Source organism: Actinomadura alba (assembly GCF_014323705.1).
Classification (GTDB): domain Bacteria; phylum Actinomycetota; class Actinomycetes; order Streptosporangiales; family Streptosporangiaceae; genus Actinomadura_C; species Actinomadura_C alba.
This window is the reverse complement of record NZ_JABVEC010000018.1, coordinates 151,428-165,768: the sequence shown is the minus strand read 5'-3', so window position 1 is coordinate 165,768 and position 14,341 is coordinate 151,428. Positions and strand designations below refer to the sequence as shown.

Below are 14,341 nucleotides of genomic sequence, written 5' to 3'. Positions count from 1 at the left end.
GCGTCAGGCCCCTATCCTTCGCTGTGGTGCGGAGACGGAGTTGGTGGTCCTGTCCCAGGGCGCTGCGATCAGACCAGCCGGATCGTGCTCTTCCCTCAGCTTCACCAGGCCGGCGACGGCTTCCTGGCCGAAGGACCGTTCCCACATGCCGCGCGACATCTCGTCGTAGCCGTAGACGTACGGCCTGCCGCCGAGTTCGGCCGTGACCTGGAGGCAGGTGTCGATGGCGGCGCGCAGCCGCGCCAGGTCGGTCTCGTCGGCCGACGGCAGCATGCAGTACAGGCCGCAGGTGAACGTCCGTCCTTTTCCTGTGGGCCGCAGGTCGAATGGAAAATAATCGTTGTCGTCCGCCGAGGGCGACACGCCCAGGATGTGCACCGCCCGCAGCGCCGAGCCGAAGGCGCCATCCTTCGACTGGCGCTGGATGTGCTCGCAGAACTGCCGGAATGCCGGATACTGGAAACCGAAGTCGGTCCACAGATTGTAGGCATTCGGCAGTTTCGCGACCCAGCGGTTGACGTTCACGTGGTCATAGAACCTGGGAAGTCCGCGGTTTTCGATGACCTGTGGCTGCCCGAGAAGGCTCTGGACGTCCTCGAGCGTGCCCAGCCGTTCTCTGGGGGGCATCTGACCGATGGCCTCGTCGTACGGGTAATCCCCGTAGGAGACGCGGCCCTCGCGGTCGGGCGCGTCGGAGCGGGCGCGCAAGTAGGGCGGGGCCGGGGTCTGCGGATCGGCCAGCCACGCCATGGAATCGGCAAGGGAGATGAGCGAGTCGTAGTGGTAGGTGGCCCGTCGCAGTTGGACGTGAATGGCCGAGGTGCGCATCCGCACCCTGACGATGTAGCCGACCCGTCCGGTGCCGGCCAGCGCCATCCGGAAAAGCTGCGGATTCGACGAGGGGGAGCACCAGTGCGTCGCTCCGTCGGCGGTGATGATCTTCAGGGCCGTGACATGGTCGATCTGGCCGCCCAATTGAACCGAGTCGGTGCCGTACCCTCCCACCGAGAGCGTGCCGCCGACCGACAGTTGCAGCACGTCGGTCGTTACCGGAACCGAGCGCCCCCATTGTGCGAGATCCGCTTCCACCTCCTGCCATTGCAGGCCCGAGGTCAGCTCGACTTCATCATCGGACAGCAGGACCGGGTCTTCTTTGATCCGGTTGTGCAGCAGGATGCCGGCGGAGTCGACGAGCGACTGGCCACCACAAGAATGCCCTCTGCCCTGCATTCCGACCGCGACGTCTCGTGTGCGGGCGAATTCCAGAACGCTGCCGAGTTCCTCCTCGCTTCGCACGGTCACGATCGCGCCGGGATGGGACTGCGCGAGCCCACCGAAGTCACTGGTCGGCTCGCCTTGGCTCACGGCCGACCCGGGAAGGTCGCCCCGCAGCGCCTCGGCCAGGTCGGTGGCGTGGATTCGCCGAACCCCCATGACACCTCCTGCGCGGTGCATCACTTTGCGAAGTGGCCGTCAGCCACATCGAGAGTCACCCAACCCTGATGCAGAGATTGTCAGCCCCGGTCGCAGGCAACGTAGCCCGGTCGCCAATTGCCGCCCAATAGTCCGCTGGTGGCAAGTCCTTGGCGACCTGTGAATATCGCGTAGCAGTAGCTTGTCCGTTGGCCTTTCGAGTCCTGAGTCATTGACAAATTGTGGAGGTGTGTAAAACTGTTGCCTGTGGTAGTTATTCCTGGATATGGCTATGGCGACCGCGGGCGGCCGCCGCCGACCCGGCCGGACCCGGGTCGGGAGCGCGCCCATGAAGGGGCGTGCCCGGCGGAGTTGTCCGGCGGGGTTGCCCGGCGAGCCGCCTGGCGGGGTGCGGCGTCCGTGGTGGGGCCGGCCGAAAGCCGGATCGGGCGAAACGCGGCGGCCACGGCTCGGACGGGAGGACCCGGATCGGGGACGGAGCCGGGACGGGAAAGGGCAGGTGCGGTGGCCGATGTGTCGCGTCGTTATTGCGCATCGACAGGGAGTAACATGCCAATTAAGCCCGGTTCATGGTGATTTTGACCGATGTGTCGCCTTATGGTCAAAGCAGTGATCCGGCGTGGCTTTCGATCTTATAGAGGAATGGCCGTTGTCGCCCCGTGGGGGTGCAGTCGGGTTGCCGGAGGCGACCCGTTAGGCTCTGTCGAGAAAGCGCATCCGGACCCGGCGAAGATTGGACGAGCGGGTGTGGTTCCGTGTCATGTTCGGACAGGTGATCGCCGACGGGTTCAAATGGGCAATCGCACTGGCTGACCTGCACGTTTCTGCAAGACCGCCACCCAGGAAGCCGGGCGGCCGCAGGATAGCGGGTCGCGCGGTCAGTGTGGCTGAAAGTGGCAGAGCTAAATAGGATCGGAGCGAACTTGTGCGGTACCCGCAGCGAAGTCCACAAAACGGTTCCGTGAACAACGCCATCGATGTCGTCGGCCTGGTGAAGACATTCGGCCAGACGCGTGCCCTGGACGGACTGAACCTGCAGGTGAAAGCGGGTGAAGTTCACGGATTCCTCGGCCCTAACGGGGCGGGTAAGTCCACCACGATCCGCGTGTTGTTGGGACTGCTGCGCGCCGACGCGGGCCAGGTGCGCCTGCTGGACGGCGACCCGTGGAGTGACGCGGTCGCACTGCACCGGCGCCTGGCCTACGTGCCCGGCGATGTGAGCCTTTGGCCGAACCTGACCGGGGGAGAGGCCATCGACCTGCTGGCCCGGCTGCGCGGAGGGCTGGATCCGGCCAAGCGCGAGACGCTGTGTGAAAGGTTCGATCTGGACCCCTCCAAGAAGGGCCGCACCTACTCCAAGGGCAACCGGCAGAAGGTCGCGCTGGTGGCGGCGCTGGCCTCCGACGTGGAGCTGCTGATCCTGGATGAGCCCACCGCAGGACTGGACCCGCTGATGGAGGCGGTCTTCCAAGACTGCATCAGGGAGGTGAAAGAGGCCGGGCGCACCGTGCTGCTGTCCAGCCACATTCTGGGGCAGGTCGAGAAGCTGTGTGACAAGGTCAGCATCATCCGCCAGGGCGTCGTGGTGGAGAGCGGGGTGCTCAGCCAGATGCGGCACCTGCGGCGCACCACCATCGAGGCCGAGGTCGAGCGGCCGGTGACCGGTCTGTCCGAGCTGGCCGGTGTGCACGATGCGCACACCGAGAACTCCCTGGTGCGCTTCTCCGTGGACGGCGAGCACATGGACAAGGTGATCGCGTGGCTGGCGCCGCACGGCGTGCGCAGCCTGATCAGCCAGCCGCCGGCCCTGGAGGAGCTGTTCCTGCGGCACTACGGCGACGAGCTGGCCACCGGGTCCGACGGGCAGCGGGTGGCCTCCGGCGACGCGGGGGCGGCGCGATGACCGCGGTGAGTGAGCGGCCGGGCGTGCAGGTGGGCGCGCCCGCCGCGGCGGGCGGGCCGCTGACCGGCACCGGAACCTTGATCAAGTTCATCCTGCGCCGGGACCGGATCCGCATCCCGGCCTGGATCCTGGTCATCACTTTCAGCCTCTTGTCGGTAGCGCGCGGGCTGCAGCAGGCCTACGCCACCGCGGCCGACCGTCAGGCCCGCGTGGAGGTGATGGACAGCCCGGTCGGCCGGGCCGTCGGCGGGCCGGGCATCGGGCTGGACGATTACACCATCGGCGCGATGCTCTCCAACGAGTTCCTCAGCTTCATAGCGATCTTCGTTGCGCTGATGAGCGTGCTGCTGTTCGTCCGGCACACCCGCGCCGAGGAGGAGACCGGCCGGGCCGAGCTGGTGCGGGCCGCCGTGGTGGGGCGATATGCCGTCACCACCGCCGCCCTGGTGGTGGTGACGGTCACCAACCTGGTGCTGGGCCTTCTGGTGGCCCTGGCGTTGGCCAGCACTGGCGAGGAGAGCATCACCGTGCAGGGCTCGCTGATGTATGGGGCCAGCCTGGCATCGATCGGGCTGGTGTTCACCGGCATCGTCGCAGTGTGCGCGCAGATCACCGAGTACGGCCGCTCCGCCAACGGGATCGCCGGTGCGTTGATCGCCGTGGTGTTCGTCGTGCGGGCGGTGGGCGACATGGGGGGCAACTTCCTGTCATGGCTGTCGCCGATCGGCTGGGCGCAGGCGACCCGGCCCTACGTCGACGACCGCTGGTGGCCGCTGCTGGTGTCGGCGCTGGTGACGGCCGTACTGGTGGCGGCGGCGTTCGTGCTGAGCACCCGGCGCGACGTCGGCGCCGGGCTGGTTCCGCCGCGGCCGGGTCCGCGTCAGGCATCCCCGCTGCTGGGAACCCCGGTCGGCCTGGCCCTGCGCATGCATCGCGCCTCCTTGCTGTGGTGGGGGCTCGGGCTGTTCGCCCTGGGCGCGGCCTACGGCGCGTTCACCGGGGAGGTCGAGACGTTCCTCCAGGACAATGAGACGTTCCGTGACATCTTCCTGCAGACCGAAGGCACGAGCTTCATCAACTCCTGGCTCAGCTCGATCACCAGCCCGCTCCTGGCGGTCGCATCGTTCTACCCGGTGCTGGCCATCCAGCGGATGCGCGCCGAGGAGACGGTCGGGCGCGTCGAGCCGCTGCTGGCCACCGGGCTGTCCCGGGCGCGCTGGCTGGGCAGCCAGGTGCTGGTCGTCCTGGCCGGCGGCGTCATCATGGCGGTGGCGTGCGGCCTCGGCGTGGGGCTGACCTCGGCGCTCAGCGCCGGCGACGGGAGCCTGATGGCCGACGGCCTGGTCGCGGCGCTGGCGTACCTGCCGGCCACCTGGTTCGTGGTGGGCGTGGCCGTGGCCTTGTTGGGAATCCTGCCCCGGGCTCTGGGCGCAGTCTGGCTCGTGGTGGTCTATGGACTGTTCATGGAGATGACCGGCGGCCTGATCGAACTGCCCGGCTGGGTCACGGATCTGTCACCGTTCGAGCATATTCCCGCCCTTCCCGCCACGGAATTCAATGCGCTACCGCTGGTGCTCTTGACCGTCATCTCCGCAGGGTTGATCGCACTGGGTTTCGTCGGCATGCGCAAGCGGGATCTGGAATCGAACTGAGCCGAGCCGTCGCGGGCCGGTTCGGCGCCGCACGGACCCATTCCTGGCCATTGAATCTACGTTACGGATGCCGCTTTTTCGGCGTCGCCGATCCCTGCGTTGTGGGCGCGGGCCTGCTCATCTGGGGAGGGCACGCCCGCGCCCATCAAAGAGAAACCGATCGAAGATGTAGAAGTCGGCGACAAGGTCCTCGCCACAGGCCCGGAGACCGGTAGGACGGAAGCCAAAGAGGTCCTGCCCGGCCGCGGCAACAGCGGCTCCAGCCGCGCCCACTGCTCATCGGTCAGGTCGAACCGCCTCGTCACCGCTTGGGTGACCGTGAGGTCTCCGGTGTGCCCCCGGCGGTCGACAGCTCCCAGCGGCGCCGAATTATCCAGACCTGAACACTCGGCTGCCAATGACAAGAAATTGTCATTGGCAGGATTCGGCCAGCACAGATCAACTTGAGTGGTCGCCTACACATAGCCGCCACATCTAGTATTTCCCCCGGAAAGTGAGAGAGACTCCTTCCTATCGTTGCCAGAAGTGCTCACCGTGAGCGGCAATCCCTCAACCGTGAGCGACCTGCCATGGCTCCGGCGTGGGGCAACGTCCAACAGCCCTATTCGATCGTGTCGTGGACGACAGAAATTGTTTTGCCAGCTTCTCTTCAACGTAGCGCGCCCGGCTTCGAGGAAAGATTGAGGTCAATCCATGACTCCGTCCAAGCGTTCCCCGGTCTCGGAATTCTCACCGCGACGCAGGTCGCTTCTGCTCGGCGGTGCCTCCACCGCAGCGCTGACCACCCTTGGGCTCGGTGGAACGGCCGCGGCCGGCCTGGCTCCGCGCTCGCCGGAGAAGGCTGCCGCCGACTTCAACTGGGACACCGGCAACTTCATCATCGACCTGGTCGCCACCTACGCTCCGGACATGGACGTCTTCGCCCCAATGGACCCGACCGTGCTCCATCGGTTCCTCCACTTCGGGATGGTGGGGTGGTTCGACGCGCTGGCGCCGTACCACCCGACCGCGGTGGGCGTCCACTCCCGGGTCCCCCGCCGTCCCTCCAGCGAGCGCCGCACCAACCGGCAACGAAACATCGCCGGCATGCACTCCTCGTGGCAGGTGATCAAGGGCGTGGAGCCGGACCGGATGACGAACTTCCGGAAGCTGATGGAATCGGTCGGCCTGAACCCCGACGACGAGTCGATGGACAACACCACTCCGGTCGGCATCGGCAACCTGACCGGGAAGGCCGCCGTCGCGGCCGCCGTCCGCGACGGCATGAACCAGCTCGGTGACATGGGCCGCAAGTACAACGGCAAGCCCTTCGAGGACTACACCGGCTACCGGCCGGTCAACAGCGCCTACGAACTGTCCAACCCCTCGCGCTGGCAGCCGCGGCTGGGAACGCACAACCGCCGCCTCGCCGGTGGGGCGGGTGACGCCGGCGCCTTCACCATCCAGTGTTTCCTCACCCCGCAGATGGGGAGGGCCAAGCCGTACACTTTCCGGGATCCGAAGCAGTTCGAGCTCGCTCCGCCCCGGCACACCGACCACACCCGGCCCGGAGACTACAAGCGCTCGGTTGACGAGATCCTCATGGCGTCGGCCTCGCTCACCGACGAGCAGAAGGCGAAGGCGGAGTTCTTCGACGACAAGCGGCAGGGCATCGGTGCCTCGCCGGTCGCCTCCATCATGGCGCACGGCGGTCTTGACCTGGACGGCTGGACCCATTTCCTCCTCTCGAACTCGGTGTCGCTCTACGACGCGCTGATCGCCGCCTGGCACCAAAAGCGCGCTTACGACAGCGTCCGGCCGTTCAGCGCCGTCCGGCACGTGTACGGCCGGCAGGAGGTGCGCGCCTGGGGCGGGCCCGGCAAGGGGACGGTCGACGACATGCCCGCCAACGAGTGGGCCGCCTACCTGAACGTGGGAGACCACCCCGAGTACCCGTCAGGCTCCACGACGATGTGCTCGGCCGAGGCGCAGGCCGCACGGCGCTACTTCGGTGACGACGTCCTGAAGCTGACCCACACCCTTCCGGCCGGCGGGTCGCTGGTGGAGCCGAAGATCACCCCGGCCCGCGAAATCACGCTGCACTGGGCCACCTGGACCGAGTTCCTCAAGGACTGCGGCTACAGCCGGGTGTGGGGCGGGGTCCACTTCAAGCAAACGGTCGAGGCGTCCATGGCCTTCGGCAAGCAGTTCGGCGACCTGGCCCACGAGTTCATGCAGCGGCACGTCAAGGGTGACGTCGACTAGTCCGGGCCAGGGCCACGGCAGGATGTCGGCGTTGGACGGCGCTCGTTGACCGAGCGCCGTCCAACGGCCCTGGGGTGTTCTGGCGGGTTTCTCATACAGCGACAAAGCGACGGCGATGTCGGCGGGAGTCACGCAGCCGGGCGGCGAGTGCGCCCGCACCCGGAGCAGATATGGCGATGTAGAAGTTCAGCGAATTCCCAACAATGCCCATCATGACCGCCCGCCGGACAATGCGCCGATGGTAGGCGGTGGGCACGACCCGTGCGCGACCTTGGGGAATGACAGAATTCGGCCACATCCGGGACGAAGGTTGTCACGCCCATGTCATAGCTCGCCGAGGTCGCAGAAAATATCTTTGAGACGTGTTCGGGTGCCTCGTCTTCGAGGAGTCCTAATGCCTGACGAAGAGGAAGCACGGTCACTGGCCCGCTCTCCGTCATCGTGCAGCCGTGCCGCTCGCCGGCCGGTACCGGAACCGAGGAAGCGGCGTCTGAGGATCGCAGGGGACACCGGCATGGCTCGAGCCCGTCGCAGGCGGCGGGCCCGCGGGCTCGGCCGCCGCAGGCCGCCGAACTTCGAACGGAGGGTGTCAGTTGGCCGAACAGGAGATCAAGAACCTGGCCGTCTACGTCTGCGACCAGGTGTTCAACCACCGGAACCACAAAGTGATCGACGAGTATTTCGCCGCCGATCTCATCAGCCATTTCCCGACCCTGGAGCCGCAACACGGCCGGGACGTCTTCATGAAGCTGGCCGAGGACCTGCACAAGGCGATGCCCGACTACCGGGGAGAGATCCTGGAGACCCTGACGGAGGGGGACCGGGGGTTTCTGCGCGCCCGGCTCACCGGAACCCAGGAGGGGACGCTGATGGGCCTCCCAGGTACCGGGCTCTCGATCGAGTTCAACGAGATGTGGTTCTTCCGCTACGCGGACGGCAAGATCGCCGAGATGTGGCAACAGGGTGACTATGTGGGGTTCATGGAGCAGATCGGTGTGATGCCGCCGCTGGGTGCGGGCGCGTTCCGGCAGGCGACCTATCCCTTCGCGGTGATGGCCCGGTTCGCCGCGCTCAAGCTCAAGCCGAAGGCCAAGCAGCGCGCCGCCGCCGGCACGAAGTAGGGCACCGGCCGAAGGGAACGACATGAGCAGCTCCAAGAAATCGGACGACGCGACGACCGGCACCGGAGACGGCCTGAAGGACATCGCCGGTGAACTCATCAACAGAGCGTTCAATCAGCAGGACTTCGACGTCATCGACAAGATCGCCCACCCGGAGTGCCGGTACAGCGTCCAGGCGCAGCCCTCGCTGGGAAATGCCGAATTCGTGAGCTTCATCCGCGGGCAGGCCCGCGGCATGCCGGACATGCGCATCGAGGTCCTCGACGCGATCGAGGACGGCGATCTGGTCGCCCTGCGTACCTCGCTCAGCGGAACCCACAAGGGCGAGTTGATGCGCACCCCGCCTACGGGTCAGCGCCTGCGGATCGAGGAGATGGTCCTGCTGCGGTTCGACGACGACGGCAGGCTGCGCCATTACCGACAGGAATCCGACTATGTCGAGATGATGGTGCAGATCGGCATCATGCCTCCGGCGCGGACCGGGACCCTCGGCATGATCGGCCACGCGTTCTCCAGCGCCGTCCGCTTCGCCCGACTCAAGCGGCAGGCCCGCCGACAGGCGGTCAGCGCCGTGGCGAGATAGCGGCGAAAGCGGCGGAACAGGGAAACAGGAAGAAGGTCAGGCCGCATGAGAAGTCGGACGAGCAAGAACTGGCCGAAGAACATCGGGATGGTGTTCGAGCATTTCGCCGGCGCCCAGCGGCCGGTGTTCCACCTGGACCGGCCCTTCGACATCGCACCGGAGGGCGGCACCCGGTACACCGTGGCCGACCTCGCCGACCTGATCGCCCGTACGTCCGGCGCGCTGTCCGAGGCCGGCCTGGGGCCGGGTGACCGGATGGCGGTGGTCAAGGACAACAACCTCGACGTGATCGTGCTGGCGGCGGCGGCCGCCCGGATCGGTGTCCTGCCCGCGCTGATCACCCCAGCAGTGCGCACCGAGCATCTGCCGATCATGCTGGAGCGGCTGGACCCCAAGGCGGTGATCGCCTCCCCGGGCGTCCTGGAGGCCGCCGAGCAGTCGGGCTCCCCTCTGGCCGGCCCGCAGGTCACGCTCATCGTGGCCGGTCGGGGCCGGGTTCCCGGCGGCACGGTCGCCTTCGCGGACCTGCCGGCCGGCGAGGCGCCACCCGCCACCCCCCGCCCCGACCACGAGGCCATGATCTGCACGCACACCTCCGGGACCACCGGCGCGCCGAAGCTCGTCGCGCATTCCGCGAACACCATGCTCGGCGTGATCAAACGCATGGAGGCGATGAACCGGCTGCCCGGCCTGGCCTTCCGGCCGGACGACGTCATGGCCTCGTGCATCGCGTTCGTCCACGGCCGAGCGATCGCATGGATCGTGCAGCAGTTGGTCCAGCCGCCGGGCGAGGTGGTGGCGCTGTCGGACTCCGAGCCGGACAACGTGGCCGCCACGCTGGGCGCCCGGCCGCCCACGATCGTGGAGTCCTGCCCGAACATCTTCCAACGCTGGGAGGGTCTCACCAGCTCCCATCCACAGGTGTTCCGCCGCGTCCGCGCCTATCTCAACACCTTCGACGCCATTCATCCCAGTACCGTCCGTAAGTTCGTGACGACGTCCGAGCGGCGCGTGGTGGTCTGGGGACAGGCATGGGGTCAGAGCGAAACCGGCCCGATCTGCATGGGCGTTCTCACCCGGCGCAAGGTCCTGCGCTCCGAAGGGGCCTCGACCCCGGTCACCCACTATGTGGGCCGGTCGATCCCGTTCGTCTCCCGCGTTCGCGTCGTCGCCCCCAGCGACCGGCGCAAGCTGCCGCGCGGTGAGGAGGGGATCGTCCTGGTGAAGACGCACGGCCGGTGCATCACCTATCTCGGCGAGGACGAACGCTACCGCGAGAAGCTCTGGGACGGCTGGTGGAACACCGGGGACATCGGCGTCAAGACCCGCAGCGGACTGATCCGCCTGGTGGACCGGGAGGTGGACACGATCCCGGGGGCGAGCGGCATCGAGCTGGAAAGCCTGCTGCTGGAGCGGGTTCGCAACGCCACCGAGATCATCGTCCTCGGCGTCCCGGGGCGCCGCCCGCTTCCGGTGGTCTCCACCCATGACGGCGACCTGGATCCGGCGATCTGGGAGAACGCCACCAAGGGCCTGCCCGAGATGGATCCCCCCGTCCTGATCGCCTGGGAGGAGTTCCCACGCACCGGAACGTGGAAGGTCCGCCGTCATGAGCTGCGGGAGAAGGTCCTCGACACCACCGAGACCCACGGCACCGGACGGTGGACCTGAGCATCGCGGAGCCTGAGCCGTTCGACTTCGCCCGGGGCGGTGCGCCGGTTACCCGTTGAGCGCCCGTCCCGGGCGGTGCGGTGTCCGCGTTGCCGGTGGCCGGCGCCCTGCAGGCGAACGTCGGCCCGGGTCACCGGCGGGCCGCCCATCGTCACCGCGGAAATGGGAATGAGCGTTGTCGACCGGCGGAAGTACATCTACATCGGTCCGCCGAGGGCATGACCGGTCGACCGTGTTCATTGCTCTGTCCTGCCCGGATGAGGGGCTACGCAGGAGAACTCAGCGGCCGACCACACACTTCTCATAAAGGTCGTGCAGCCGCCCGTCCGGGTCGTAGGCGTCCTTGAGCGGCCGGTAGGCGGGTCCGTTGTAGCGGCGCCAGAACTCGTCCTCGGTGTAATAGGAGGTCGAATACAGCGCCTTGCATCCCCCGAGGCGGGCGATCTCGTCCTCAATGAGGCGATTGTGATGATCGGGCGACTGGCCGGCCCGCAGTTGCACCCGCGACCAGAATCCGACGTCGATGTAGATCTGGTTGGGGTCCAGCGGATACAGCGGCCATCGGCGCAGCGCGCGCAGCGGGCACAGCCACACGGGGCTGATCCCGATCTCGCGGTGAAAGAATTCGAGATATTCGCCGATCCGGTCGAGCGGGATCTCGACGTTCTGAATGACGTCCTCGCGCGGCGGCCGGCGGGTCCAGCGGTCCAGGCGAGCCGACAGCGCCGTTCGCTCGTCCCAGGCGATCAACCGCCGGTAGACGTCGGAACGGAGCTTCGACCGTGGCCACAGCGCCCGGACGAGCGGGTTCTCCAGACCCAGGTCCCGCGAGGACCAGAACCAGTCGGTGTCCCAGCGCCACAGGTAGTCGTGAACGGTCAGGTAGTCGGCCGAGCGTTCGCGGAGCGAGCGGTAGTAGATCTTCCGGCGGGTGTAGTCGGAGGTGAAGGGGGCGTCGTCGACGAACGTTCCCACGGTCAGGTACATCTCGTCCGGCGCGAACACCGTCCCGTCGACGAAGTCGACCGATGTCCCCTCGTAGGAGCGCGACGAGCAGATCTGCGCGATCGCCTCGGCGCATCGGTCCGCGCGGGCGAAGCGCAGGTGACGCAGCTGCACGTACGGCCGGACCGGCTCAAGTCTGATCTTCAGCCGGGTCGCGTAGCCCAGCGTGCCGTAGGAGTTGGGGAATCCACGGAACAGCGCCGAATGGTCGGCGTGGCCGGCGTCGGGCCGCGGCCGTTCGCCGGAGCTCTCGTCGGTCTCCTCGCCCGGCCGCGCGGTGATCAGGCGGCCGTCGCCGGTGAGGATCTCCAGCTCCAGGACGGACTCGTGCGGCATCCCGTTGCGGAACGAGGACGACTCGATGCCCAGGCCGGTGATCGCGCCGCCGAGGGTGATGCCCTTGAGCTGGGGGACGACCGCGGGCATCAGCCGGTGCGCGAGAGTGGCCGCCACCAGGTCCTCGTAGGTGGTCATGGCCTGGACGTCGGCGGTACGGGCGTCGGGATCGACGTCGATCACCCGGCCGAGCCGGCTCACGTCGAGGCCGGGCGCGCCGGCCGCCTGCCGCTTCCGGAACAGGTACGAGGTGCGCTTGGCCAGCCGGACCGGCGCGTCGCGGGGAATCGCGCGATAGGACTCCTGGAGCGCTTCGACGGCTTGCGCGTGCCGGCTCCACGCGTCGCCCGTTCTCGCCGCGGAAACTGCTGAATCCGCTGGGACGCGCATCTTTTCGGCCATCGCGACCCTCCTTGCCCATAGCCCGTTCCTGGTCGATGGCTGCCGCGAATCATGCCGTGGCGGCAACCAGCCCCGGACTCCAACGAATTTAGGTATCCCGCCACTGGCAAGGCTATGACAAGGCCATGACACAAAAAGGTCCTTCCGCATGGCAAAGGTCAGCGCACTTGGCCCCTGCTCTTGAAACGACCGTCGTGCTGAGCCAGATTGGGGACACGACCGGAGATGTCGCGTGTTCCTCGCCTCTAGGGTCACGCCGGGCCGCTAATTCAAAATCTTCTGGCTGGCGACTCGTTACAGGGAGTGCAAATGAATTTGTTCAAGAGCAGGCCGCTGCACCTTGGCACTCTCATCGAGGACTACGCGGACCGCCGGCAACGGACCAAGTTCATTTTGAGCCGTCCTTTCGATATCGCGCCGGAGGCGGGAACCGAACACGACATCGACTCCATGGCCGAGCTGGTCAGGAGCGCCGCCGGGTGGTTGCACGCCGCGGGCGCCACGCCGGGCCGCCGGGTGGCGATCGTCAAGGACAACCACTGGGACTACGTCATCCTCGCCAGCGCGGCCGCCCGTCTGGGGGCCGTGCCCGCGATGTTGTCCTACCGCCTGCCGCCGGAGGTGCTCCAGAAGCTGCTCAAGCGGCTCGACCCGGCGGTGCTCGTCACCACCGAGCGGATGTTGTCGGCCGGCTCGGAGGTCGGCGTGGACCTGGCCAGCGCCGCCTCCGGAGTCGTGACCCTGGACGAGTCGGCCGGCGGGGCGCTGTCGCTGAAGGACGTCCAGGGCGCCCCGACGCCCCCGCGCCGGCTCAGCGCGCCCGACGAGCCGATGCTCATCACCCATACCTCGGGTACCACCGGGGACCCGAAGCTGGTCGTGCACTCCTCGACCACGATCATGCGGTACCTGGGCCGCACCGAGTCCATCCGGTGGCCGGTGCTCGGGATGAGCCGTAGCGACACCGTGGCGATCAGCTCGGCGTTCGCGCACATGCGGATCATGACCTGGACCCAGGCCGTGCTGCGTCGGCAGCCGCGCAAGGTGCTGTTGATGGACGAGGCCGATCCCGAGTCCGCCGAGCGGGTGTTCCGGGTGCACCGACCCAGCCACGTCGAGGCGCTTCCCGCCGGATACCTCAAATGGGAGAGCCTGACCGGCGAGGCCGACAGCGTCTTCTCCAACGTACGGCTCTACGCCAACACCTTCGACGCGGTGCATCCGCCCACCGTGCGCCGTTTCCTCGACGCCTCGCGTCGCTCGTTCCCGGTGTGGCTGCAGGGCCTGGGCCAGTCGGAGACCGGTCCGTACACCATCCGGCCGATGACACGCCGGACGATGGCCAAGCAGGGCAACCGGCACCCCACGACGCGCAATGTGGGCCTGCCGGCGCCGGGGTTCATGGCCGCCAAAGTCGTCGACCCGGAGACGCTGCGCCCGGTGCCCGCAGGGCAGACGGGGGTGTTCATGGTGCGCACCCCCGGGCGCTGCATCAACTACCTGGGCGAGGAGGATCGCTGGCGGTCCAAGACCCAGGGCAAGTGGTGGAACACCGGCGACCTCGGCGTGCGCAACCGCTTCGGCGTGCTGCGGCTGCTCGACCGGGAGGTCGACGTCATCCCCGGCATGAGCTGCCTCGAACTGGAGGACGTCCTCGACGACCGGCTGCCCGAGGTGATCGAGGTGGTGGTCATCGGGTGCCCGGGCCGCCCGCCGTTGCCGGTGGTGTGCACCGAGGACGGGGAGTTGGACGAGGCCGCCTGGCGCGAGGCCACCCGCGACCTGCCGGAGATGGCGGAGCCCACCGTGTTGACCTGGGATGAGGTGCCCCGGACCGGAACCGGCAAGGTGCGCCGGTTCCAGTTGCGGGACCGGCTGCTCGGGGCGACCGAGACCTTCGGCACCGGAAAGTGGACCTAGGGCGTGCCCGACGGCTCTGTTGTCCTGCTGTGCGCCGCTCGGACGGCGCCTCGCGGCGTCGTCGCCGGTC

9 protein-coding genes are annotated in these 14,341 nt (G+C 67.6%); 7 read left to right on the top strand and 2 right to left on the bottom strand.

Annotated features, from left to right (window positions below):
- Positions 1–3 precede the first annotated feature (3 nt).
- Entirely contained in the window at positions 4–1,434 is a 1,431-nt protein-coding gene (locus HKK74_RS23375; RefSeq protein WP_187245429.1) for an FAD-binding oxidoreductase, read from the bottom strand.
- A gap of 961 nt (positions 1,435–2,395) precedes the next feature.
- Here HKK74_RS23375 and HKK74_RS23370 point away from each other — a divergent pair.
- The 6 genes from HKK74_RS23370 to HKK74_RS23345 all read left to right on the top strand — a co-directional run bounded on the left by HKK74_RS23370 (position 2,396) and on the right by HKK74_RS23345 (position 10,608).
- The gene (locus HKK74_RS23370) at positions 2,396–3,337 is read left to right on the top strand and encodes an ABC transporter ATP-binding protein (protein ID WP_187245427.1); all 942 of its coding nucleotides are present in this window, start codon (positions 2,396–2,398) and stop codon (positions 3,335–3,337) included.
- Complete coding sequence (locus tag HKK74_RS23365) at positions 3,334–4,989, top strand: ABC transporter permease (RefSeq protein WP_187245426.1); 1,656 nt, start codon at positions 3,334–3,336, stop codon at positions 4,987–4,989. Before HKK74_RS23370 ends, HKK74_RS23365 begins: the two co-directional genes overlap by 4 nt.
- A gap of 693 nt (positions 4,990–5,682) precedes the next feature.
- Complete coding sequence (locus tag HKK74_RS23360) at positions 5,683–7,233, top strand: vanadium-dependent haloperoxidase (protein ID WP_187245424.1); 1,551 nt, start codon at positions 5,683–5,685, stop codon at positions 7,231–7,233.
- A 593-nt stretch (positions 7,234–7,826) separates the two neighbouring features.
- Complete coding sequence (locus HKK74_RS23355) at positions 7,827–8,354, top strand: ester cyclase (protein WP_187245422.1); 528 nt, start codon at positions 7,827–7,829, stop codon at positions 8,352–8,354.
- A gap of 22 nt (positions 8,355–8,376) precedes the next feature.
- Positions 8,377–8,937, top strand: a complete 561-nt coding sequence (locus tag HKK74_RS23350) for an ester cyclase (RefSeq protein WP_187245421.1) — start codon at positions 8,377–8,379, stop codon at positions 8,935–8,937.
- A 45-nt stretch (positions 8,938–8,982) separates the two neighbouring features.
- Positions 8,983–10,608, top strand: a complete 1,626-nt coding sequence (locus tag HKK74_RS23345; RefSeq protein ID WP_187245420.1) for a class I adenylate-forming enzyme family protein — start codon at positions 8,983–8,985, stop codon at positions 10,606–10,608.
- Between the two features lie 279 nt (positions 10,609–10,887).
- On the opposite strand, the gene HKK74_RS23340 is transcribed toward HKK74_RS23345, so the two are convergent.
- Positions 10,888–12,339 (bottom strand): FAD-binding oxidoreductase, encoded by a 1,452-nt coding sequence (locus tag HKK74_RS23340; protein ID WP_187245491.1) that lies wholly within the window; start codon positions 12,337–12,339, stop codon positions 10,888–10,890.
- Between the two features lie 321 nt (positions 12,340–12,660).
- On the opposite strand from HKK74_RS23340, the gene HKK74_RS23335 reads away from it, so the two are divergent.
- Positions 12,661–14,271 carry a class I adenylate-forming enzyme family protein gene (locus tag HKK74_RS23335; protein ID WP_187245418.1) on the top strand — a complete coding sequence of 537 codons (1,611 nt, stop codon included), beginning with the start codon at positions 12,661–12,663 and terminating at the stop codon, positions 14,269–14,271.
- Positions 14,272–14,341 lie beyond the last annotated feature (70 nt).